The organism is Rhizobium sp. SEMIA 4085, from assembly GCF_013004495.1.
Lineage (GTDB): Bacteria > Pseudomonadota > Alphaproteobacteria > Rhizobiales > Rhizobiaceae > Rhizobium > Rhizobium gallicum.
Genome location: NZ_JABEPH010000045.1, coordinates 1 through 23,503 on the forward strand (window position 1 = coordinate 1; position 23,503 = coordinate 23,503).

Below are 23,503 nucleotides of genomic sequence, written 5' to 3' on the forward strand. Positions count from 1 at the left end.
GTCCCAGACAACGCCGATCACCTGTCTGGGGCCGAGCGGCACCTGCACGAGCGAACCCGCCTCGACCGCCATGCCATCCGGCACGGAATAGGAATAGGGTTTCGGTGCAGGCATGGGCACGAGAACCGGAACCGTGCGGGTTCCGGCTGGTGCATCGAGTAACGCGCCAAAGAGATCGGACGAATCTGTGCTCATCGGGCGTGACCATGCCCGCTATAAAGCAAAAAGAAAACCTGCGAGAACATCGCCTGCTCGTCCTCATCGAGCATCGGGGCCATGACTGCCAGACATGGCGTGCGCAGCGGCGACGATCGGTCGGCCATCAACCCATGAAAGAAGCACCAGCCATCGATAGAGCGCCGGAGCTTGCCTTTTCCCGCGCCGTTTTCGCCGACGGAAAGATTGATGCCCGAAAGATCCATGCGGATCGATCGCAGCGACCTTTCGTTCTGGGCGAACATCGAGCGGAGCAGCATGCCTCGCTTTAACCTATCCGCTCAACGAAATGAATGGGCCGCCACTATCTCAGGCGCGGGCGGCTGGATAAGCGGCAGGAACCGTGCATCGCTGTCCGCACGCAGATCATGAAGCGTGTGTTTTTCAAGCGCCTTGGTCACTTCGTTTATGTCGCCGTCCAGATGCCCCACCGGAACGAGATCGCCGATGATGAAATCAAATCGATCGCCGCGCTTGTTGAGAAGTTCGTGAAACACCGTCATGTCGCGCAGTTCGGTCGACCACTTTGCAAACCAGTAGAAAAGACCGGAGTTGCGCGCGGTCATGTGGACCGGCAAGATCGGCAGATTGTATTTGCGGGCAAGCCCGACGGCAGAGTTTTTCCACGGCCTTTCGTTCAGCCGGCCGTTCGCCCAATAGGCGATGCGGCCCGAGGGAAACAATACCGTTGCCTTTCCTTCCTTCACGGCGTGGTTCGTGAGCTGCAGCGTCTCACGGGTCTTGAGTTTCGTCTTGTATTCGTCCCTCCATTCCACAGGGATCACCATTTCCGCAAAACGCGGATTGACGCGCACCGCGTCCCGGTTGGCAAAGAACATCATGTCCGGGCGGCGGTTCTTCAGGAGGTCGAAAACTGCAACACCATCGGCAATGCCGGTCGGATGATTGCTGACGAGAATGAAGCCGCCGGATGCAGGGATACGCTCGGCATTTCTAACCGCGATATCCAGCCTCAGCAGGTTGCTCATATATTCGAAGCACTGGAAGCCCGGCATGTTCGCTACGTCGTTAGCGAACTGAAGCGCCTTGTTATAGCGCAAAAGCGCATAGAGAAAGGGCCGCATCACCGGCCAAAGCGGGTGGCGGACAATGTGCTGGCCGCGCTCGGCGATCAGAGTATCAACGATGTGTCCGGGGTTGCCGTGGGAAACCAGAGCGATCGCTTCCGCGAGCTGTCCGAAAGCCGTCGTGGATTGGCGCCGTGCCATGCAAAGTCCTGTTTCGTTCGGAACAGCTATCGCAACCTATTATGATGGAAGCATGACAAGAGCTTGGCCGATATTAGCAATTCCCTAACGGTCCCTGCTCCAAACTTGGCAAAGGCAAGAACAAAATCAAGGCCCGCGCCAGTGAACGAACTCCTGATTATCGCCGACCCGCGCCTGATGGCGGAACGCAGCGCCTGGCTTGAAAATCTCGAGCGCGAGCGACGCTTTTCCGAACACACGCTCGACGCCTACGAGCGCGACAGCCGCCAGTTCCTCACCTTCCTGACCGGCCATATCGGCGGCCCGGCGACGTTGAAGGACATTGAATCTCTTCGCCCGGCCGATTTCCGCGGCTTCCTGGCTGCCCGCCGAAAAGAAGGTTCCGGTGCGCGATCGCTTGGCCGCAATCTGGCCGGTCTTCGGTCGCTGCTACGATATCTGGAAAAAAAAGGTTTGGTGAACGCTGCCGGAGCGGGAGCCGTTCGCTCGCCGAAACAGCCGAAATCGCTGCCGAAACCACTCTCCGACAAGCAGGCGATCAATGTCGCCAGCGACGAGGCACAGCTTCACGAGGAACCATGGATCGCTGCGCGCGATGCCGCCGTTTTCACGCTCCTCTATGGCTGCGGTCTGCGCATTGCCGAGGCACTTGACCTGACTGCGGACAGCTTGCATGCAGGCGCCACAACACTGCGCATCACCGGCAAGGGCAACAAGACGCGCCTGGTTCCGCTGCTGCCCGTTGTTCTTGAAGCCGTTGAGAAATACCGCTCTCTCTGCCCCTACCATCTGGAGAGCGGAGAACCGCTCTTCCGCGGCGCTCGCGGCGGCAAGCTTCAGGCTGGGATCATCCAGCGCACGATGCAGCGGATGCGCAGCGCCTTCGGATTGCCGGAAACGGCAACACCGCATGCGTTGCGTCATTCTTTTGCAACCCATCTGCTGGCTGGCGGCGGCGATCTGAGGACGATCCAGGAACTGCTCGGTCACGCAAGCCTGTCGACGACCCAAGTCTATACCGGCGTCGATTCATCGCGTTTGCTGGAAGTTTACGATCGTGCTCATCCAAGGGCGTAATTTTTTGTTAACGCATTCTCTTAAGGCAAAATGCGCATGCAAGGCGTAGAGCATGAGCTCTCATACATTGTGACCGGAACATCATCATGACGATCACCATCGGCCACCTTAGTCTGCGCATTGCGACACCGGACAATATGTTGCTCGGGCTGATTGCAGCCTTCCATATGCTGCTTGCCGCCGCGCTTCTCGCCGGGCTCCTTGCGGTGTCTTCGGCGCAGGCTGCCGACGATACCTGCACCGGCAAGAACCTGATGACCGAGCTGCAGCAAAACGATCCTGCCCGCTATGCAGAGGTCGTCAAGGAAGCGGATGCGACGCCGAACGGCAAAGGCATTTTCTGGAAAATCGAAAAGCCCGGCCTGAAGACCTCGTTTCTGCTTGGCAGCATGCATGTCACTGATCCACGCGTGCTGAACCTGCCGCTCTACGCCCAGGCCGCCCGTGATGGCGCCGATACGATCGTCATCGAATCCGATGAGATCCTGAGTGAGAAGAAGGCGGCCGCCGCCCTCCTCGCCCGGCCGGACCTCACCATGTTCACCGATGGGACGACGATCGAAAAACTCCTGTCGCGCGAGGATTACGCCCGTCTCGGTGCTGGCCTCAAGCGACGCGGCATTCCGCTCTCCGCCGTTTCGCGCATGCGACCCTGGATGATTGCGAGCGCCGTCGCGCTCCCCGCCTGCGAAATTTCCCGCAAGGCGAAGGGTATCCCCTTCCTCGATCAGAAGATCGCAGCCGACGCAACCGCCGAAGGCAAGCAGGTGCGCGGGCTCGAAACGCTTGCCGAACAACTGCAGGCAATGGCCGAACTTCCGGTCGAATTCCATCTGAAGTCACTGATCGAGACCCTAGAGCTCGGCTCCAAGATGAACGACGTCGTGGAAACGATGACCGATCTCTATCTCTCCGGCGACATCGGCATGACCATACCGATGCTGAAGACAGTTTCGCCGGACGGCAAGGACGAGGAGAGCGATTACGCCAGCTTCGAGCAGCGCATCATCCTCGACCGCAACAAAATAATGGCCGAGCGCGCAGCTCCGATTCTCGCCAACGGCAATGTCTTCATGGCGGTCGGCGCCCTGCATCTGCCAGGCGATGGCGGAGTGATCGAACTTCTGCGCAAACAAGGTTTCACCGTCACGCAAGTGAATTGAAGCTACGCGCATATCCTTCATTTCAGCTATCCGGTTGCTCGTGCTCGCGGGACCGAAGCCAGACTTAAATCGCACTTCAGACCAGTATGGTGAAGGCATCTGGCCGAAGCCATTAAAAAAGCCGCGGTCCTTGCGAACCGCGGCTGTCTGAGCTCGGTCTTCGGGATTTACATATGGATCGGCTTGAAGAAGGCAGCGAGTGCCGCTTCCTTCACTGCTTCCGACATTGTCGGATGCGCATGGCAGGTGCGGCCGAGATCCTCGGCAGAACCGCCAAACTCCATGAGAACGGCAATCTCGTGGATCATCTCGCCGGCACCGAAGCCGACAATATGACCGCCGAGAACGCGGTCCGTCGCCTTGTCCGACAGGATCTTTACGAAGCCGTCTGTCGCGAGCATCGCGCGAGCGCGGCCATTTGCCGTGAACGGGAACTTGCCAGCTTTATAGGCGATGCCTGCAGCCTTCAGCTCTTCCTCGGTCTTGCCGACGGAGGCGACTTCCGGCTGTGTGTAGACGACGCTCGGGATGACGTCGTAATTCACATGACCGGCCTGACCGGCAAGGATTTCGGCAAGCGCCACGCCTTCGTCTTCCGCCTTGTGGGCCAGCATGGGACCCTTCACGACGTCGCCGATTGCATAAATGCCGGCGACATTGGTCTTGAAGTGGCCGTCGATCTCGACGCGACCGCGATTGTCGAGTTTGACACCCGCCTCTTCAAGGCCGAGGCCTGCCGTATAGGGCAAGCGGCCAGTGGCGATGAGAACGACTTCCGCTTCGAGCGTCACCTTGTCGCCGCCCTTGACCGGTTCGAACGTCACCTTGGCACCCGTGCCGCCCTTCTCGACGCCAACGACCTTGGCGCCGAGGTTGAATTCGATGCCCTGCTTGGCGAGCATACGCTGGAACTGCTTTGCTACGTCGCCATCCATGCCGCCGAGGATCGTGTCGAGATATTCGACGACGGTCACCTTCGCACCGAGGCGTGACCAGACAGAGCCCAATTCGAGACCGATGACGCCGCCACCGACGACGATCATCGTTTCCGGCACATTCTCCAGCGCAATACCGCCGGTCGAGGAGATGATCACCTTTTCATCGAACTCGACTTGAACGCCTGGGATGCCGGCAACATCGGAGCCTGTGGCTATCACGATGTTCTTGCCTTCGATCTCCTGGACCTTGCCGTCGTCGGCGGTCACGGAAACTTTCCCGGCGGAAACGATCTTGCCGGTGCCTTGGAAGGCATCGATCTTGTTCTTCTTGAAGAGGAAGGCGACGCCGTCGACATTCGACTTCACCGTCGCATCCTTGTGCGCCAGCATCTTTTCGAGATTAAGCGTCGGACGCGGTATTTCGATGCCGAGCGCATCCATGCCGTGACCGGCATGATGGAACATTTCGGAAGCATGCAGCAACGCCTTGGAGGGAATGCATCCGACATTAAGGCAGGTGCCGCCGAAGGTCGCGCGCTTTTCGACGACCGCGACCTTGAGGCCGAGCTGGGCCGCCTTGATCGCGGCGACATAGCCGCCGGGGCCGGTTCCGATAATGATCACATCATAGGACATTGTTTCTTTTCCTTTGCTTTAATCGTTTAGTCGGCCGCGCGGGTGAGTGCGAGGCGGAAGCCGAGGCCGACCAATGCGGCGCCGGCGATGCGGTTGAACCATTTGTTGCTGGCAACGAAGCGGTCGCGATGGACTTGACGGTGAAGAGGATCGAGACGCCGGCGAAGAATTTGCATCGTTTACCCTTTGCGACCTACCGCCCACCGCTGACGTTGAGGATTGCACCCGTGACGTAGGAGGCCGCAGAAGAAAGAAGATAGAGGACGGCATCGGCCACCTCTTCTGCCGTTCCCGGCCGCTGCATCGGAATGTTCGGCGCCATGTCGCGCGCACGGTCCGGCAGTCCGCCGGAGGCGTGAATATCGGTGTCGATAATTCCCGGACGGATCGCATTCACGCGGATGCCATCCGCGGCGACTTCGCGGGCGAGCCCGATCGTGAAGGTATCGATCGCCGCCTTCGAAGCGGCGTAATCCACATATTGCGACGGTGATCCGATGATCGCCGCCATCGACGAGATGTTGACGATCGCTCCGCCCTTGCCGCCATGCTTGCTCGACATGCGACGAACAGCCTCCGCCGCGCAGAGAATGGAGCCGGTGACATTGACGCGCATCATCCGCTCGATGCGCTCGACGCTCATTTCGTCGACGCGCTGAGCCGTATCGACGATACCGGCATTGTTCACCAGCCCATCAAGCCGCCCGAAATGGCGATCAACGGTTTCGAACATCGAGGTGATATCAGCGGCGTTGCCGACATCGCCTTTGACGGCAATCGCCTCGCCGCCGTCCGCCGTGATCGCTTCAATGACGGCATCCGCGGCTGCCCTGTTGGAGACATAATTCACGGCAACCCGCCAGCCTTGTTTGGCAGCAAGCCTTGAGACGGCAGCACCGATGCCGCGGCTTGCGCCGGTCACGAGCAAAACAGGCACATCACTCATTTCGCGCATTCCTTGAAGGTCAGGACATCCCAGGGCGCGACCGTCGCCTTGCCTTCGCCCCAAATCGAGGACTCGCGGATCGCCGGACCGAGGCCAGGCAGCACGATCCTGTCAGCAGCGCCCTGCGCCTCCGCCTGAAGATTATCCAGTTCGCCCGCGGCACGGACGCTGTAGACCGGCCCTTGCCAGATCGTGCAGGCATCGAGATCCGCACCCGTCACATCACCATCCGGGCAGTTGAACATGACGATGCCGATAGCACGATCGGGATCCTCCGACGGCATCACATAGCCGTCCAGAACGATCGAGGTCTTCAAGACATTGATCTTGAACTGATTGCTTGCCGCGGCGGCTTCGGAACCGAGCGGCGAAAAGCGGAGTTCATAAGCGCCGTCGCGATCGGCATAGACGGCATCAGACTGCTTGCACTCGGCCGAAAGCGCAGCTCCCGTCATTGCGCACAGGAAAAGTGGCGCCGCCAGGGCAGCCGCCAATTTCAGCCTAACGATTAGAAGCGAACTGCCGTCCGCTGCCGGAACTCCACGCGCCATAAGGCACTCCTTGCCGCGAAAAACAGGGCCGCTCGCGCGGCCCCATCATTCTCTTAGAGATCGAGAACCAGACGCTCGGGATCTTCCAGGCTTTCCTTGACGCGGACGAGGAAGGTCACGGCTTCCTTACCGTCGACGATGCGGTGATCGTAGGAGAGTGCCAGATACATCATCGGACGGATGACGATCTGGCCGCCGACAACGACCGGACGCTCCTGGATCTTGTGCATGCCGAGAATGCCCGACTGCGGCGCATTGAGGATCGGCGAGGACATCAGCGAACCATAGACGCCGCCATTGGTGATCGTGAAGGTGCCGCCCTGCATGTCGGCCATCGAGAGCGTGCCGTCGCGTGCAGCCTTGGCGAGACGGCCAAGGTCTTTCTCGATCTCGGCAATCGACATCTGGTCGGCATCGCGGATGATCGGAACGACCAGGCCCTTGTCCGTGCCGACAGCCATGCCGATGTGGCAGTAGTTCTTGTAGATGATGTCGGTGCCATCGATCTCGGCGTTGACGGCCGGCAGTTCCTTCAGGGCGTGGGTCACAGCCTTGGTGAAGAAGCCCATGAAGCCGAGTTTGACGCCATGCTTCTTTTCGAAGACGTCTTTGTACTTGGCGCGCAGGTCCATGACTGCCTTCATGTCCACCTCGTTGTACGTGGTGAGCATGGCCGCGGTGTTCTGCGCATCCTTGAGGCGCTTGGCAATCGTCTGGCGCAGGCGCGTCATCTTCACGCGCTCCTCGCGGCCGGCGTCCTCAACGGTCGATGGGCCGCGGACGGCAGCGGGAGCGGCAGGCGCAGCAGCCGGGGCGGAAAGGCCCTTGGCGACGGCAGCGATCACATCGCCCTTCAGCACCTGGCCACGCTTGCCACTGCCTTCGACCTGATCGGCCGAGAGATTGTTCTCAGCGAGCATCTTGGCGGCAGCCGGCGCCGCCGGCATGGTGGAAGCCGGGGCCGGGGCGGAAGCAACCGGTGCCGCAGCGGCAGCAGCCGGAGCTGCAGGTGTTGCCTGGGCGGGAGCAGCGACGGCCGGCTCGGCAGCCTTTGCGGGAGCGGCAGCCGGAGCTGCAGCGCCTGCGGCGATCTGGCCGAGCAGAGCGCCGAGGCCCACGGTTTCGCCGGCCTGGGCAACGATTTCGGACAACGTGCCGGAGGTCGGTGCCGGTACTTCGATGGTCACCTTGTCGGTTTCAAGCTCTAGAATCGGCTCATCGGCCTTGATGGCGTCGCCAACCTTCTTGAACCAGGTGCCGACGGTTGCCTCGCTGACGGATTCACCGAGAGTTGGAACGCGGATTTCTGTGGCCATTGTTCAAATCCTGATTTGCTTGTTTTCGTTTATTCGTTTCCGGCAGAAGACGGCCGGAGAATGATCGAGGGCATTGGCAAAATTTCGAAGTGGAAACCGAAACTGGAGCGGACGATCGGATCGGCATCGGCAAGCGCCTTTGCGGCCTCCCGATCCTCGACTGAGACGACCGCCATGCCCCAGGCGCCTTCGCCCTCGAAGACGGGGCCGACAGCAATTGCCGATCCCGCTTCTGCGTTGTGGCGCCAATATTCGGCATGCCGTTCCATCGCAGCCATTTCCTCCCCGGTCGCGTCGTTCGGAAAGCGGGAACGAGGCGGCACAAGTCTCAAGAAGAAATATGCCATCGCCCCAACTCCTCAGCCGCCCAGCGCATCCTCAAGGAATGCAGCGAGCTGCGACAGATGCTTGGACATCAGGCCCGTTGCCGGGGAAGCGGCAGCCGGACGTCCGGTGTAACGGACGCGCTGATACTTCGCATCGATATGGGCAAGAACCCACTCGAGATACGGATCGATGAACGACCATGCGCCCATGTTCTTCGGCTCTTCCTGGCACCAGACCATTTCCGCATTGCGGAAGCGGGAGAGCTCGTTGATGAGCGCCTTGGCCGGGAACGGGTAGAGCTGCTCGACGCGCAGCAGATAGACATCGTCGATACCGCGCTTTTCGCGCTCTTCCAGAAGATCATAATAGACCTTGCCGGAGCACATGACGACGCGGCGGATCTTGTTGTCTTTCTGCAGCTTGATCGGTCCGTCCTTGACGACCTCTGCATCGTCCCAGAGGAGGCGGTGGAAGGAGGATTCGCCGGCCATCTCTGCGAGGCTCGAAACCGCCCGCTTGTGGCGCAGCAACGACTTCGGCGTCATCAGGACCAGCGGCTTGCGGAAGTCGCGCTTCAACTGACGGCGCAGGATATGGAAGTAGTTCGCCGGGGTCGTCACGTTGGCAACCTGCATGTTGTCTTCCGCACAAAGCTGCAGGAAGCGTTCCAGGCGGGCCGAAGAGTGTTCCGGACCCTGACCTTCGTAACCATGCGGCAGCAGGCAGACGAGACCCGACATGCGCAGCCACTTGCGTTCGCCCGACGAAATGAATTGGTCGAAGACGACCTGCGCACCGTTTGCGAAGTCGCCGAACTGCGCTTCCCAGAGCGTGAGCGCGTTCGGGCGCGCCAGCGAATAGCCGTATTCGAAGCCGAGAACGGCCTCTTCGGAGAGCATCGAGTTGATGACCTCGTAGCGGGCCTGCGTCGGCGACAGGTTGGCGAGCGGGATATAACGCGCTTCGGTCTCCTGATCGTAAAGGACCGAATGGCGCTGCGAGAAAGTGCCGCGTTCGCAATCCTGACCCGAAAGACGGATCTTATGGCCTTCGAGGCAGAGTGCACCAAAAGCGAGCGCCTCGCCCATGGCCCAGTCGATGCCTTCGCCCGTCTGGATCATGTTGGCCCGGTTTTCCATGAAGCGCTGGATCGTGCGGTGCGCGTTGAAGCCCGCCGGCACTTCCGAGAGCTTGCGGCCGATCTCCTTCAATTGTTTCATCGGTACGGCCGTCTTGCCACGGCGCTGTTCGTCGGCGTTATCGGCCGTGCGCAGACCAGACCATTCGCCGTCCAGCCAGTCGGCCTTGTTCGGCTTGTAGGACTGCCCGGCCTCGAACTCCTGCTCGAGATGAGCGCGCCAGTCGGCCTTCATCTTCTCGACTTCGCCTTCGGTCAGCAGGCCTTGCGCAACAAGACGCTCGGCGTAAAGCTGGAACACCGTCTTGTGGCCTCGGATCACCTTGTACATCTTCGGCTGGGTGAAGGACGGTTCGTCGCCTTCGTTGTGGCCGTAGCGGCGATAGCAGAACATGTCTATCACGACCGGCTTGTGGAACTTCATGCGGAACTCGGTCGCGATTTTCGCGGCGTAGACCACAGCTTCCGGATCGTCGCCATTGACGTGGAAGATCGGGGCCTCGATCATCTTGGCAACGTCGGACGGATAGGGCGACGAACGGGAGAAGGCCGGGTTCGTCGTAAAGCCGATCTGGTTGTTGATGATGACATGCATCGTTCCGGCGACACGGTGGCCGCGAAGACCCGAAAGGCCTAGAATTTCAGCGATGACGCCCTGGCCCGCGAAAGCCGCATCGCCGTGGATCAGCAACGGCAGAATCTTGGCGCGCTCGGAGAGCGGAATGACATCGCCTTCCCATACGGTAGCACTCATGTCCTGCTTGGCGCGCGCCTTGCCCATGACGACGGGGTCGACGATTTCAAGGTGGGAAGGGTTTGCCGTCAGCGAAACGTGAACCTTGTTGCCGTCGAATTCGCGGTCGGAAGATGCACCGAGATGGTACTTCACGTCGCCTGAACCTTCGACCTCGTCGGGCGCATAGGAACCACCCTTGAACTCATGGAAGATGGCGCGATGCGGCTTTCCCATCACTTGGCTGAGCACGTTCAAGCGGCCGCGATGCGCCATGCCGAACACGGCTTCCCTCAGGCCGAGGTGCCCGCCACGCTTCAGGATCTGCTCAAGAGCCGGGATCAGTGATTCACCGCCATCGAGGCCGAAGCGCTTGGTGCCCTTGAACTTGACGTCGAGGAACTGCTCATAGCCTTCCGCTTCGACGAGCTTGGCAAGGATCGCCTTCTTGCCTTCCGGCGTGAACGCAACGCCCTTGTCCGGCCCTTCGATGCGTTCCTGAATCCAGGCCTTCTCTTCCGGATTGGACATGTGCATGAACTCGACGCCGAGAGTCGAGCAATAGGTTCGCTCGAGGATCTCGATCATCTGCGGAATGGTCGCGTATTCGAGACCGAGCACGTTGTCGATGAAGATCTTGCGATCGTAGTCGGCCGCGCTGAAGCCGTAGGCTTCCGGCGACAGTTCCTTGTAGTCTTCGACCGGTGCTGCGATGCCTAGCGGATCGAGCTTGGCATGCAGATGGCCGCGCATGCGATAGGCGCGGATCATCATGATGGCACGAACGGAGTCGCGCGTCGCCTGGAGGATGTCAGCGCCGTCGGTCGGCTTGCCGGCAGCTTCGGCCTTTGCCTTCACCTTGGTTTCGATGACCTTCTCGACCGTACCCCAATCACCGTCGAGCGCAGATACAAGATCGCCGCCGGCCTGAATCGGCCAGTTCTTCTTGCGCCAGGAAGCGCCCTTGGCCGCCTTCTTCACATCGTTCGGATCGTCTTCCAGCGCCTTGAAGAAAGTCCGCCACTGATCGTCGACCGATGATGGATCCTCTTCGTAGCTTGCATAGAGCTGCTCGATATAGGCAGCATTGGCGCCATCCAGAAACGAGGTGATCTGAAACTGCTCGTTGGCTTCTTGCCGTGCCATGGTTTTACGCGGACGCTTTCCGCCCGCCTCCTGACTTTTGATGAATTTGCCGGCTCTACCCGGCTGCCGCATTCGAATTTGCCGCCTGTCCGCGGCACACCTGCTGTCGAAAACCTGGGGCCGGGCGCAAGCGCAGGTGCTTTCTTCCGCCCGGATATATAAGTTGGCTTAGCCCTTGAGGACTTCAACCAGCGTCTTGCCGAGGCGAGCCGGAGACGGCGACACGGTGATGCCGGCCGCTTCCATAGCCGCGATCTTGTCTTCCGCGCCGCCCTTGCCGCCGGAAATCACGGCGCCGGCATGGCCCATGGTGCGGCCGGGAGGTGCCGTTCGCCCGGCGATGAAGCCGACCATCGGCTTCTTGCGTCCACGCTTGGCTTCGTCCTTGAGGAACTGAGCCGCGTCTTCTTCAGCCGATCCGCCGATTTCGCCGATCATGATGATCGACTTGGTTTCGTCGTCGGCAAGGAACATCTCGAGTACGTCGATGAACTCGGTGCCCTTGACCGGGTCGCCGCCGATGCCGACTGCCGTCGTTTGGCCGAGACCTTCATTCGAGGTCTGGAAGACAGCTTCATAGGTCAGCGTGCCGGAGCGCGAGAGAACGCCGACCGAACCCTTTTTGAAGATGGAGCCCGGCATGATGCCGATCTTGCATTCCTCAGGCGTCAGGACACCCGGGCAGTTCGGACCGATCAGTCGCGACTTCGACTTGTCGAGCTTGGACTTGACCTTGATCATGTCTTCGACCGGAATGCCTTCCGTGATGCAGATAATGAGCGAAATTTCCGCCTCGATCGCCTCGATGATCGCCTCGGCGGCGCCGGCCGGTGGCACATAGATCACCGATGCGTCGGCACCGGTCCTTTCCTTGCCCTCGGCGACGGAGGCAAAGATCGGCAGATGTGCTTCGCCTTCGAGCGACCCCCATGTCTCGCCACCCTTCTTCGGATGGATGCCGCCGACCATCTTGGTGCCGTAATAGGCAAGCGCCTGCTCGGTGTGGAAAGTGCCGGTCTTGCCGGTCAGCCCCTGGACGAGGACCTTGGTGTCTTTATTGACGAGAATGGACATGCCTTAGTTCCCTTTCACAGCAGCGACGATCTTCTTCGCCGCGTCGTCAAGATCGTCGGCAGGGATCACGTTCAGCCCGCTCTCTCGTATGATTTTCTTGCCGAGTTCTACATTGGTGCCCTCGAGACGGACGACGAGCGGCACCTGGAGGCCTACGTCCTTCACCGCCGCGATCACGCCTTCGGCGATGACGTCGCAGCGCATGATGCCGCCGAAGATATTGACCAGGATGCCCTTCACGGCCGGATCGGCAGTGATGATCTTGAACGCCGCGGTGACCTTTTCCTTCGACGCACCGCCGCCGACATCGAGGAAGTTCGCAGGCTCGGCGCCGTAGAGCTTGATGATGTCCATGGTCGCCATGGCAAGGCCCGCCCCATTGACCATGCAGCCGATATTGCCGTCGAGGGCAACGTAGGCAAGGTCGTATTTGGAGGCTTCGATTTCCTTCTCGTCTTCTTCCGTTTTGTCGCGCAGAGCGACGATGTCTTCGTGACGGAAGAGCGCGTTGCCGTCGAAGGATACCTTGGCGTCGAGGACGCGCAGGCGACCGTTCTTCATGACGATCAGCGGATTGACTTCGAGCAGGCTCATGTCCTTTTCGACGAAAGCCTTGTAGAGGATCGGGAACAGCGTGTCTCCATCCTTGCGGGCTTCGCCTTGGAGATTGAGCGCATCCGCAAGCTTCTTGCTGTCTTCGGCCGTTACGCCCTTAACGGGGTCGATAGCGACGGTGATGATCTTCTCGGGCGTGTCGTGCGCAACGGTCTCGATGTCCATGCCGCCTTCCGTCGAAACGACGAAGGCAACCTGGCCGACGGAACGGTCGACGAGAATTGAGAGATAGAGTTCGCGGTCGATATCGGCGCCGTCTTCGATGTAGAGGCGGTTGACCTGCTTGCCGGCCGGGCCGGTCTGCTTGGTGACCAGCGTATTGCCGAGCATTTCCTTGGCATTGGCGACGACTTCGTCGATCGACTTCGCAAGGCGAACGCCACCTTTGGCTTCCGGCGAGAGTTCCTTGAATTTACCCTTGCCGCGGCCGCCGGCGTGTATCTGGCTTTTCACGACGTAGAGCGGACCCGGCAATTCTTTTGCCGCAGCCTCGGCTTCGTCGGCCTTGAAGATGGCCACACCTTCAGCGACCGGTGCGCCATAGCTCTTCAGCAGAGCCTTGGCCTGATATTCATGAATGTTCATGGGTTTATTCCTGTTTTGATTACTTCAGCGCGGGCGCGATGTTGATGCAGGCTTCGCACAGGCCGGCGACGGCGCCGACCGACTTGTCGAAGGCTTCCTTCTCGGCCTTGTTGAGGTCGATCTCGATGACGCGCTCGACGCCGCCGGCACCGATAACTGTCGGAACGCCGACATACATGTCCTTGACGCCGTACTGGCCGGAGAGATGCGCCGCGCAGGGCAGAACGCGCTTCTTGTCCTTGAGGTAGGCCTCGGCCATCTCGATTGCCGAGGCTGCCGGAGCGTAGTAGGCCGATCCGGTCTTCAGGAGGCCGACGATTTCGGCACCGCCGTCACGGGTGCGCTGGATGATTTCCTCGAGCCGTTCCTTGGTGACCCAACCCATGGTGATGAGGTCGGTGAGCGGAATGCCGGCAACGGTGGAGTAGCGAGCAAGCGGCACCATCGTGTCGCCGTGGCCGCCGAGAACGAAAGCAGTGACGTCCTGAACGGAAACGTTGAATTCCTTGGCGAGGAAGAGGCGAAAGCGCGAGCTATCGAGAACACCCGCCATGCCGACGACCTTGTTGGCCGGAAGGCCGGAAAACTTCTGCAGCGCCCAAACCATGGCGTCGAGCGGATTGGTGATGCAGATGACGAAAGCGTTCGGGGCATATTTCTTGATGCCGGCGCCGACCTGCTCCATGACCTTGAGGTTGATGCCGAGAAGGTCGTCGCGGCTCATGCCTGGCTTGCGCGGAACGCCGGCGGTGACGATGCAGACGTCTGCGCCTTCGATCGCAGAATAGTCGCTGGCACCCGTCAGATTGGCATCAAAGCCTTCGACCGGGGACGACTGGGCGATATCGAGGCCCTTGCCCTGTGGAATGCCGTCGGCGATGTCGAAGAGAACGATGTCGCCGAGCTCTTTCAGGCCGGCGAGATGCGCCAGCGTGCCACCAATCATGCCAGAACCGATAAGTGCGATCTTGTTACGCGCCATTTCGCTGTTTCCTTTGCGATCAAAATCAGGCGGGCGGCGCGTCCGGGGCGTCGTCCAATGACGCAATCGCATAGCCCTAAAGCCAAATAATGGCAACGTGTTATTTTTGGATCAGCAATTTCAATCGTTTAGATACAAAATATCTTACGTAAACGTAAGATATTTTGTTGCGAAACTGTTACTCGGCGGCGTGTTTTTTATGGTGCATCGCGAGATATTCCGCGCTACGCATCTCAAAAAGGCGCGATGCGGTGCGATCGAATTCGAAGCCTTCCGTCCCGCGCCGTTCGATCAGTAAATCTTCCGGCATTGCCGCAGCCGACGCATGAAGGCGAACGCCGTGGTCGTAGAGCGTGTCGACAAGAATGATGAAACGCTTCGCCTGGTTCCGCTTGTCCGGACCGAGCATCGGGATGCGATCGACAAAGATCGTATCGAAACGCTTGGCGATCGCGAGAAAATCAGCAGCACCGAGCGGCTTCTCGCAAAGATCGGCAAAGGAAAAGCGCGCCATGCGATCGACTGCGAGCGGCACATGGATCGATCGACCTTTCATCGGGATATCGAAAGGCTGCGCCTTGCGCCCGTCCAGCGCCTGCGCCCAGGACGCGTCCATGGCCATATCCGTCCGCTCGTCGATCGGCGTCAGATAGACCGGCTGGCTGTTCAGCTTCTCCATCCGGTAATCCGTCGGGGAGTCGAGCGTCACGACCTCGACATTCTTCCTGAGGAGACCGATGAAAGGCAAGAAGAGACCGCGATTGAGGCCGTCCTTGTAGAGATTGTCGGGCTCGACATTCGAGGTCGCGATGAGCACGCAGCCACGCGCAAAAAGCTCGGAGAACAGCCGCGAGAGGATCATCGCATCAGCGATGTCCGTCACCGTAAACTCATCGAAGCAGAGAAGTTCGGCCTCCTGGTAAAGTGCGGCAGCCACGGGCGGCACGGGATCGGCCTGCTTTATCTCGCCGTTCTTCAGCTTGAGCCGGTGCGCGGCGATGCGGTTGTGAACATCGGCCATGAATTCGTGGAAGTGCGCACGGCGTTTCTTCGAACAGGGCGCCATGCGGTAGAAGATATCCATCAGCATCGTCTTGCCGCGCCCGACGCTGCCGTGAATATAGAGTCCCTTGATGCCTTCGCTCGCCTTTTTCTTCGAAGCGAAGAGCCAGCCGAGCGAGCTCGATTTAGCGGCCGGGCGGCGGCGCTTCAGTTCAAGAAGCACCCGATCGAGGCTTTTTGCCACATCCATCTGTGCTGAATCGATCTGGAGAGCGCCGGAGGCCGTCAGCGATTTCAAGTGCTCGCTGACGCTCGAAGTGTAGTCGGGGATAGGCTGCATGAGGAAGAGTCCGCCTACGCGTCGTCGGCGGGGTGGCCGCCGGTTATCTTACCGGCTGAGGGTGATCGGTTGGCCGGTACTCGTCTGGCCGCTGAAGCTGTTGTCTGCGGTCTTGTAGACGCTGCCGATCTGGTTGCCGCTGCGATCCTTGAGAAGAACCTGCTTGCCGGAGACTTCCCAGGAGCCCATTGCCGTCAGCTCGCCGACGCAGCCGCGCGTGCCGCCGCGTGAGCCGCTACCGAGATTGGTCAGCGTCAGGAACATGTCGCACCTGCCGTTGACGCGCCAGCTGCCGACCATGGATTCCTTGGAGACGTCAAGGGCATTGGACGCCATGGCGCCCGGCTGGCCCGGTTCCGCGGGCGCTCCCGTCGGAGCGGCGGGAAACTGCGAGGCGCCTGCCGGTGGCGGAAGCTGTCCGCCCTGGACGGAAGGTACAGGCTGCGCGGTTAGCGGTGCCGGCGAGCTGTAACTCGCATTGTCATATGCCGTGCGCTGGCAGCCCGCCAATGACAGAACAACCGCCACACCCGTCATCGCATATCGCAACTGCATCATCATGCTCCCGATTGTCCGCTCTAGCAGCACAGAATTGGTCATCAGACTGATTTTCGAATTAGCGTATTTCACTTTAGTTAATCAAGTCGGCACAGCCATAAATTGCTCGCGACAATACTTATGCCGGAAATGGAGCAATTCAACTTGCCTGCCGGAGAACTTCCTGCAGATAGAATTTGTCAGCAAGGTGATGATCTGCACAATCCCTCGCCGGATTCAGACCGGTGCCTGCAAAAATTCGGAAGAATCCGGCGCAGCCTCTGTCTGCGCCGGGCATTTGGCGAGCATCGGCTATCAGAACCGGCGCTCAACCATCATCTTCTTGATCTCGGCAATGGCCTTTGCCGGATTGAGACCCTTAGGGCAGGTCTGCGCACAGTTCATGATCGTGTGGCAGCGGTAAAGCCGGAACGGATCTTCGAGGTCGTCAAGCCGCTCGCCGGTCGCCTCGTCTCTTGAGTCGATCAGCCAGCGATAGGCCTGCAGCAGGACGGCCGGGCCGAGATAGCGGTCGCCGTTCCACCAGTAGCTCGGACAGGAGGTCGAGCAGCAGGCGCAGAGAATGCACTCATAGAGGCCGTCGAGCTTCTGGCGATCCTCGTGGCTCTGCTTCCATTCCTTGGCAGGTGCCGGAGATACGGTCTTCAGCCAGGGTTCGATCGAGCGGTGCTGCGCATAAAAATTCGTCAGGTCCGGAACGAGATCCTTCACCACCGGCAAATGCGGCAATGGATAGATTTTAACCGTGCCCTTGATGTCATCCATGCCCTTGGTGCAGGCAAGCGTGTTCGTGCCGTCGATATTCATCGCGCAGGAACCGCAGATGCCTTCGCGACAGGAACGGCGCAGCGTCAACGTCGGATCGATCTTGTTCTTGATGTAGAGCAGGCCGTCGAGAACCATCGGGCCACAGTCGTCGACATCGATATAGAAGGTGTCGATCGACGGGTTCTGGTCGTCATCCGGGCTCCAGCGGTAGACGCGAAATTCACGGGTGTTCTTCGCACCCGCCGGCTTCGGCCAGACCTTGCCTTCGCGCATCTGAGAGTTCTTGGGGAGAGCGAGTTCAACCATGATAAAATCCTAGTTTGCCGACAGGAGTCCCCGTTTTCACGCAACCCCTACAACCACCGAAAGCAGCGTTGCGGGCTGCCAGCGACGAGCGAGCACGCTGCGCGGCATTCGCTGTCTTACACACACCGACCCCGTTGCTGACCGCGGCAGTCAAGCCGCCGGGAGCACGCAATTTGGAGCGCTCCGCCGCCATGGCGGGCGAGACGGCCCGCACCGCGGCAATGAACGAAGCTAATCCGAGGTACTTTTCCATCGTCAATACACACGAGCCTTCGGCGCGATCTTGTTGGGATCGATGCCTTCAGAGATGAGCTCGGTATGAACCGGACGGTAATCGAGCTTCACCTCGCCGGCATTGCTGACCCAGGCAAGCGTGTGCTTGCGCCAGTTGACGTCGTCGCGGCCGGCGTATGCGCCTTCGGTGTAATCCTCGCGGGCATGCGAACCACGGCTTTCCTTGCGCGCCTCGGCGCCATAGATCGTTGTGATCGCATTCGCCATCAGGTTTTGCAGCTCGAGCGTCTCAACGAGATCGGAATTCCAGATCATCGAACGGTCGGTGACCTTGATGTCCGACATCTCCTGCCAGATCGCGGAAATGCGCCCGCAGCCGGATTCCAGCGACTCCTGGGTGCGGAACACGGCGGCGTCTTCCTGCATGGCGCGCTGCATCTTCTCGCGCAGATGCGCCGTCGGCGTTGCGCCACTGGCGTGGCGAAGACCATCGAAGCGATCCATGATCTTGTCACAGGCAGCTATGTTCAGATGCGGGGTCGGCGCAGCGCGGTCAATGACCTCGCTGGCACGGATTGCCGCAGCGCGGCCGAAAACGACGAGGTCGATCAGTGAGTTCGAGCCGAGGCGGTTCGCGCCATGCACCGAAGCACAGCCCGCTTCGCCGACGGCCATCAACCCGGGGATCACGCGTTCCGGATTGGCGCTGTCGGCGTTGAGCACCTCACCCCAATAGTTCGTCGGAATGCCGCCCATGTTGTAATGGACGGTCGGCAGAACCGGGATCGGCTCGCGCGTCACATCGACGCCGGCAAAAATCTTCGCGCTCTCGGAAATGCCCGGCAGGCGTTCATGCAAAACAGCCGGGTCGAGATGGTCCAGATGCAGGAAAATATGATCCTTGTTCTTGCCGACGCCGCGGCCTTCGCGGATTTCCAACGTCATGCAGCGCGAAACCACGTCGCGCGAGGCAAGATCCTTGGCCGAAGGCGCGTAGCGTTCCATGAAGCGCTCACCTTCGGAGTTGACGAGATAGCCGCCCTCCCCGCGCGCGCCTTCGGTAATCAGACAGCCGGAGCCGTAGATTCCGGTGGGATGGAACTGCACAAATTCCATGTCCTGCAGCGGAAGCCCCGCGCGCGCCACCATGCCGCCGCCGTCGCCGGTGCAGGTATGGGCGGAGGTCGCGGAGAAATAGGCACGGCCGTAGCCGCCGGTCGCCAGCACCACCATTTTCGCCGCGAAGCGATGGATCGAGCCGTCATCGAGGCACCAGGCAACAACGCCAGTACAACGGCTGCCGTCTTCCGACATGATGAGGTCGAGCGCGAAATATTCGACGAAAAACTCGGCGTTGTAGCGCAGCGACTGGCCGTAAAGCGTATGCAGAATGGCGTGGCCGGTGCGGTCGGCAACCGCGCAGGTGCGCTGCACCGGCGGACCTTCGCCGTAGTTCTGCATATGGCCGCCGAATGGGCGCTGATAGATCTTGCCTTCCTCATTACGCGAGAAGGGCACGCCGTAGTGCTCGAGCTCATAGACGGCCTTCGGCGCCTCCATGGCGAGATACTGCATGGCATCGACGTCGCCGAGCCAGTCGGACCCCTTGACCGTGTCGTAGAGGTGCCATTGCCAGCTGTCCGGCGTCATGTTCTGCAGCGAGGCGGCGATGCCGCCCTGGGCCGCGACCGTGTGCGAGCGGGTCGGGAATACTTTGGTGATGCAGGCCGTACGGAAACCCTGTTCGGCCATGCCGAGCGTTGCGCGAAGACCGGCGCCGCCGGCGCCGACAACGATCACGTCATAGGAGTGATCGACAAATTTGTAGGCTTTCCCATTCTGAGCGGGTGAAGTCGGTGCCATGATACGGTTATCCTACGAAAGCAATTTTCAGAATGGCAAAGAGACAGAGGCCTGCGACCGCGATCGCGAAAAACGTGTTCACCATCAGCAGCACGAGCTTGCCGATTTCGCTGTGCACGTAGTCCTCGATGATTGCCTGCATGCCAAGACGCATGTGAATGATGCCTGAAATCACCATCAGTCCCATGATGACTGCCACGAAGGGGTTCGACAGCGCATGCACGACATCGGCATAAGGGGCGCCGGCATAAACGATCATGAAGATCACGAAGAAGACGATGAGCGGGAGGTTGGCGACAGCCGTCAGGCGCTGACGCCAGAAGTGTTCGGTGCCTTCCTTGGCCGAGCCAAGGCCGCGAACTTTACCCAGAGGGGTACGCATATCCATGTGAGCGACCTCAAAAGCGAATGATAAAGCCGATCACCCAGACCAGCACGGTAAGACAGAGCGATCCGATGATGTTGGCGATGGCAAGCTTGGTGGAGAATTCCTTCTCGAAACCATGGCCGAGATCCCACAGCAGGTGGCGCAGGCCGCCGAGCATGTGATGGAGCAGTGCCCAGGTGTAACCAAGCAGGACGGCCTTGCCGATGATGCTGCCGAGCACCCAATTCACCCAGTCGTAATAAGCCTGACCGGTCGCAGCCGCAATCAGCCACCAGGCGATCAGCAGCGTGCCGAAATAAAGAGCCGCCCCTGTGATGCGATGGACGATCGACATGACCATGGTAGGAATTAGTTTATAAACTTGCAAATGCGGCGACAGAGGCCGGTTATTTGTAACATTCGCCATCAGAACCTCGCGGCGTCTTGCGCTCCCGGATTTCGGAGCATTTCGAGGCAACCACAGGAATGACAAATTTGTCTGTGTGCATTGCATCAACGGCGACGTTTAATCACCGAAGCCCCCGACGACAAGCACAATTGCTGTCTGTTTTTAATTTAATCGATTCGCGTTACCGGGAAGTTGCCGGAAATCGAAACTGGTTTTTCCGAATCAAATTTTATGCTGATTTTTCATCGCTCAGTGGACACATAGGTAGTTTTGACGCAAGCTGGCGTTAACGATTTGTTAACGATCGGATTTCCGGAGGTTGCGTCTGATGTTCCAGCGTCTGTCGAAAGTCTTTGCGCTGGTGTTGTGTGCCCTGATTGCGCTTCCTGCCACGGCGGGCGAGCGTGCTGGGCATCATCGTGGCGTGACCCATTGGGCAAACAAGGCCAAGTGGGCAAACAGCGCCAAACCCTGGTTCGGCGCTCATCGTCGTCATCATCGCCACCATGGCCACGGCCATAACCGTTATGTTCGCCTCAAGCATTTCTCGCCGTCATCGAACGGCTACCGCATCCGCAGCACTATCGCCGGATCGCCACAGCGTCTGCGCTATGATTACAATGGCACTTATGCAGGCTCCTATGCTTACGAAACGGAAGGCGGCACCTATTTCGGTGCGGACGGCTATGCACTTTACGGTGCGCCGCAGACCGGATCGCTCGCACCCGGGCCCAAAGTGATCGACGTTGCCGTGCAAGCCGATCCTTGCAGCTACGAGGCCAGCGTCTGCGTCATCAGGCCTTGAACCGCCAGACCGTCGTCTTCTTGTTCTCGCTATCTTCGAGCGCCCGCGTTACCGGCACTTCGTAGATGGCGCAAAACTCCAGGCGCTCCTTTGGCAAATAGGCCCGTCCCGGATCGCCGACCAGAACCTCCTTGCCTTCGCTGGCCAGCCGGTCGAACCACGCAACGAGGGCGTCCGCAAAGACGCGGTCATAGAACACGTCGCCCGCCAGGACGATATCGGCAGGGACAGGCTTGCCTACGAAATCGGCGCCGCTAAAATCAACGGAGATCCCATTGGCAGCAGCATTGAGCCGCACGGCCGTTTCAGCCCATGGATCGATATCCACCGCCTTTACCGCCACCGCACCCGCCATCTTCGCCGCGATCGCGACGATCCCCGAACCTGTTGCGAAGTCGAAAACGCGCTTAGTTCGCACCGTTTCCGGACGATCGAGAATATAACGCGCAAGTCCCTGGCCACCCGCCCAGGCAAAGGCCCAGAACGGCGGCGGCAGGCCGATCTCCGCCAGTTCCTCCTCCGTCTTGAGCCAAAGCTCATGAGCTTCGTTCGCCAGATGCAACCGGATCTCCGGCACATGCGGCGGCGTGATCAGTTTCGTATTGGCGCGGATGAAGATTTCCGGGTCGGTCTTCAATGCGGTCAGCGTGGCGGATTGTCGAGGCCGCCCATGCGGCAGACTTCGAGCCACTCGTCATCTGTCACCGGCTGGACCGAAAGGCGCATCGAGGTTACCAGCGCCATCTTTGAAAGTTTCTCATTCGCCTTGACATCCTTCAGCGTCACCGGCTTGGGCAAATCGCGCACAGCGCGGATATCGACGCAATCCCAGCGATCGTCGCCCTTCGCCGTCGAATCCGGATGCGACAATGCGCAGACCTCGACGATGCCGACGATCTCCAGGCCGTCATTCGAGTGGTAGAAGAAGCCTCTATCGCCGATCTGCATGGCGCGCATGTTATTGCGGGCGAGATAATTGCGGACGCCCGTCCACTCCGTACCTTTCTCGCCTGCGGCCTTCTGCTGCTCCCAAGACCAGGAGGAAGGTTCGGATTTATAGAGCCAATGGGCCATCCCTTATGCCTCCGGATTGTTGAAGACCCAGTTGAAGGGCTTGATCTCGACACTCTCGAAAAGACCAGCCTTCGCATAGGGATCGGCATCGGCTAGTGCCTTGGCGGCTTGCGCGGTATCGGCCTTGACCATGACCATGCTGCCGCAGGGCTTGCCTTCACCGTCGAGGAACGGTCCGGCCATGCTGAGCGTGCCTTCGGCATTCAGCTTGTCCAGATATTCCAAATGCGCCGCGCGTGTTTCCATGCGTGTGTTGAGGTGCCCCGGCTTGTCCTTGCAGAGAAGGGCAAATAGCATGTCTGTCTCCTATTCGGTCGTAATCGGACGTGTCATCAATTGTTCGATGGCCTCGGTGATGCTGAGTTTACCTTCGATGATCGCCGAGACGGCGTCCGTGATCGGCATCGCGATGCCGAGCTCTTCCGCCAGCCGCGAGGCGACGGCCGCGGCAAAGGCACCTTCCACCAATTCGCCTCGCAAAGGATCGGCCTTTTCACCGCGGCCAAGCGCAATGCCGAAGCGCAGGTTGCGCGACTGATGGCTCGTTGCCGTCAGGACAAGATCGCCCAGCCCGGAAAGCCCGCGCACCGTATCCGCCTGCCCGCCCTTGGCAACGACGAGGCGCGACATTTCCGCCAGCCCGCGCGCGATCAGCGCCGCGCGCGCAGAATCGCCGATACCGCAGCCTTCAACGATACCACAGGCGATCGCCAATACATTCTTCAACGCACCACCAAGCTGCACGCCGATACGGTCGGACGACGGATAGAGCCGGAAGGTCCTGCCCGAAATCGCCTGCGCCAGCCGCTCGGCAACGGCCACGTCCGATGCCGCAATTACCATAGCGGTCGGCAGTCCTTTGGCGATGTCGGATGCAAAACCCGGCCCCGAAAGCACCGCGACGCGATGTTGCGGCAATTCGCGCTCCAGCATGTCTGTCAACAAGTTGCCGGTCGCCCGCTCGATGCCCTTGGCACAGGTTACGACGATCGCGTCCTTGGCGAGGTAAGGGCCCTCCCTGTCTCTTGTACACATATCCGCGCCCACGATACTACTGAGCGTCTCGTACTCCGTTTTCTGCTTGCCACAAAAGAGCACGACACCA

The 23,503-nt window shown here is 59.9% G+C and carries 24 protein-coding genes and 2 pseudogenes; 3 read left to right on the top strand and 23 right to left on the bottom strand.

Annotated features, from left to right (window positions below):
* The 3 genes and pseudogenes from C9413_RS07135 to C9413_RS07145 all read right to left on the bottom strand — a co-directional run.
* On the bottom strand, positions 1–195 hold a 195-nt coding region (locus C9413_RS07135; protein WP_170250313.1), incomplete at its 3' end, for a hypothetical protein.
* A 155-nt stretch (positions 196–350) separates the two neighbouring features.
* A pseudogene (locus C9413_RS33120) lies at positions 351–476 on the bottom strand (AAA family ATPase); the annotation flags it as partial.
* A gap of 21 nt (positions 477–497) precedes the next feature.
* Positions 498–1,445 (bottom strand): 1-acyl-sn-glycerol-3-phosphate acyltransferase, encoded by a 948-nt coding sequence (locus tag C9413_RS07145; protein WP_039846348.1) that lies wholly within the window; start codon positions 1,443–1,445, stop codon positions 498–500.
* Positions 1,446–1,586: 141 nt separating this feature from the next.
* On the opposite strand from C9413_RS07145, the gene C9413_RS07150 reads away from it, so the two are divergent.
* A complete protein-coding gene (locus tag C9413_RS07150; RefSeq protein WP_039846349.1) occupies positions 1,587–2,522 on the top strand; it encodes a tyrosine recombinase XerC in 936 nt (311 codons plus the stop codon).
* An 86-nt stretch (positions 2,523–2,608) separates the two neighbouring features.
* Positions 2,609–3,685, top strand: a complete 1,077-nt coding sequence (locus C9413_RS07155; protein WP_039846350.1) for a TraB/GumN family protein — start codon at positions 2,609–2,611, stop codon at positions 3,683–3,685.
* Positions 3,686–3,852: 167 nt separating this feature from the next.
* On the opposite strand, the gene lpdA is transcribed toward C9413_RS07155, so the two are convergent.
* From lpdA to sdhC, 16 genes and pseudogenes are all read right to left on the bottom strand, one after another.
* On the bottom strand, positions 3,853–5,259 hold the full coding sequence (gene lpdA / locus C9413_RS07160; RefSeq protein ID WP_039846351.1) for a dihydrolipoyl dehydrogenase: 1,407 nt from the start codon (positions 5,257–5,259) through the stop codon (positions 3,853–3,855).
* 26 nt (positions 5,260–5,285) lie between these two features.
* Positions 5,286–5,428: pseudogene (locus C9413_RS07165) on the bottom strand (LysE family translocator); the annotation flags it as partial.
* Between the two features lie 24 nt (positions 5,429–5,452).
* Entirely contained in the window at positions 5,453–6,205 is a 753-nt protein-coding gene (locus tag C9413_RS07170; protein ID WP_039847026.1) for an SDR family oxidoreductase, read from the bottom strand.
* On the bottom strand, positions 6,202–6,660 hold the full coding sequence (locus C9413_RS07175; protein WP_223844029.1) for a hypothetical protein: 459 nt from the start codon (positions 6,658–6,660) through the stop codon (positions 6,202–6,204). Before C9413_RS07175 ends, C9413_RS07170 begins: the two co-directional genes overlap by 4 nt.
* A 149-nt stretch (positions 6,661–6,809) precedes the next feature.
* Positions 6,810–8,072: a 2-oxoglutarate dehydrogenase complex dihydrolipoyllysine-residue succinyltransferase gene (gene odhB / locus C9413_RS07180; protein WP_039846352.1), complete on the bottom strand. Its 1,263-nt coding sequence runs from the start codon at positions 8,070–8,072 to the stop codon at positions 6,810–6,812.
* A 29-nt stretch (positions 8,073–8,101) separates the two neighbouring features.
* The gene (locus C9413_RS07185; RefSeq protein ID WP_039846353.1) at positions 8,102–8,419 is read right to left on the bottom strand and encodes a YciI family protein; all 318 of its coding nucleotides are present in this window, start codon (positions 8,417–8,419) and stop codon (positions 8,102–8,104) included.
* 12 nt (positions 8,420–8,431) lie between these two features.
* The gene (locus C9413_RS07190) at positions 8,432–11,416 is read right to left on the bottom strand and encodes a 2-oxoglutarate dehydrogenase E1 component (protein WP_039847028.1); all 2,985 of its coding nucleotides are present in this window, start codon (positions 11,414–11,416) and stop codon (positions 8,432–8,434) included.
* 168 nt (positions 11,417–11,584) lie between these two features.
* Positions 11,585–12,490 carry a succinate--CoA ligase subunit alpha gene (sucD, locus tag C9413_RS07195; protein ID WP_039846354.1) on the bottom strand — a complete coding sequence of 302 codons (906 nt, stop codon included), beginning with the start codon at positions 12,488–12,490 and terminating at the stop codon, positions 11,585–11,587.
* A 3-nt stretch (positions 12,491–12,493) separates the two neighbouring features.
* Positions 12,494–13,690 (bottom strand): ADP-forming succinate--CoA ligase subunit beta, encoded by a 1,197-nt coding sequence (gene sucC / locus C9413_RS07200; protein WP_039846355.1) that lies wholly within the window; start codon positions 13,688–13,690, stop codon positions 12,494–12,496.
* A 19-nt stretch (positions 13,691–13,709) separates the two neighbouring features.
* Positions 13,710–14,672, bottom strand: a complete 963-nt coding sequence (mdh, locus tag C9413_RS07205) for a malate dehydrogenase (protein WP_022717411.1) — start codon at positions 14,670–14,672, stop codon at positions 13,710–13,712.
* A 178-nt stretch (positions 14,673–14,850) separates the two neighbouring features.
* On the bottom strand, positions 14,851–16,014 hold the full coding sequence (zapE, locus tag C9413_RS07210) for a cell division protein ZapE (RefSeq protein WP_039846356.1): 1,164 nt from the start codon (positions 16,012–16,014) through the stop codon (positions 14,851–14,853).
* A 48-nt stretch (positions 16,015–16,062) separates the two neighbouring features.
* On the bottom strand, positions 16,063–16,569 hold the full coding sequence (locus C9413_RS07215; RefSeq protein ID WP_039847029.1) for a protease inhibitor Inh/omp19 family protein: 507 nt from the start codon (positions 16,567–16,569) through the stop codon (positions 16,063–16,065).
* A 297-nt stretch (positions 16,570–16,866) separates the two neighbouring features.
* A complete protein-coding gene (locus C9413_RS07220; RefSeq protein ID WP_039846357.1) occupies positions 16,867–17,646 on the bottom strand; it encodes a succinate dehydrogenase iron-sulfur subunit in 780 nt (259 codons plus the stop codon).
* Between the two features lie 255 nt (positions 17,647–17,901).
* On the bottom strand, positions 17,902–19,743 hold the full coding sequence (gene sdhA / locus C9413_RS07225; protein WP_039846358.1) for a succinate dehydrogenase flavoprotein subunit: 1,842 nt from the start codon (positions 19,741–19,743) through the stop codon (positions 17,902–17,904).
* A gap of 7 nt (positions 19,744–19,750) precedes the next feature.
* Positions 19,751–20,131, bottom strand: a complete 381-nt coding sequence (gene sdhD / locus C9413_RS07230) for a succinate dehydrogenase, hydrophobic membrane anchor protein (RefSeq protein WP_039846359.1) — start codon at positions 20,129–20,131, stop codon at positions 19,751–19,753.
* A gap of 10 nt (positions 20,132–20,141) precedes the next feature.
* Complete coding sequence (gene sdhC / locus C9413_RS07235) at positions 20,142–20,537, bottom strand: succinate dehydrogenase, cytochrome b556 subunit (protein WP_039846360.1); 396 nt, start codon at positions 20,535–20,537, stop codon at positions 20,142–20,144.
* Positions 20,538–20,847: 310 nt separating this feature from the next.
* Here sdhC and C9413_RS07240 point away from each other — a divergent pair, with 310 nt between their 5' ends.
* Positions 20,848–21,324 (top strand): hypothetical protein, encoded by a 477-nt coding sequence (locus C9413_RS07240; protein ID WP_039846361.1) that lies wholly within the window; start codon positions 20,848–20,850, stop codon positions 21,322–21,324.
* On the opposite strand, the gene C9413_RS07245 is transcribed toward C9413_RS07240, so the two are convergent.
* The 4 genes from C9413_RS07245 to C9413_RS07260 form a co-directional block, all read right to left on the bottom strand.
* The gene (locus C9413_RS07245; protein ID WP_039846362.1) at positions 21,314–21,961 is read right to left on the bottom strand and encodes a methyltransferase; all 648 of its coding nucleotides are present in this window, start codon (positions 21,959–21,961) and stop codon (positions 21,314–21,316) included. The two genes, C9413_RS07240 and C9413_RS07245, sit on opposite strands and share 11 nt — an antisense overlap.
* A 5-nt stretch (positions 21,962–21,966) precedes the next feature.
* Entirely contained in the window at positions 21,967–22,398 is a 432-nt protein-coding gene (locus C9413_RS07250; RefSeq protein WP_039846363.1) for an EVE domain-containing protein, read from the bottom strand.
* Between the two features lie 3 nt (positions 22,399–22,401).
* Positions 22,402–22,695 (bottom strand): YciI-like protein, encoded by a 294-nt coding sequence (locus C9413_RS07255; protein ID WP_039846364.1) that lies wholly within the window; start codon positions 22,693–22,695, stop codon positions 22,402–22,404.
* 9 nt (positions 22,696–22,704) lie between these two features.
* The coding region (locus tag C9413_RS07260; RefSeq protein ID WP_170250314.1) for an NAD(P)H-dependent glycerol-3-phosphate dehydrogenase at positions 22,705–23,503 on the bottom strand (799 nt) is incomplete at its 5' end.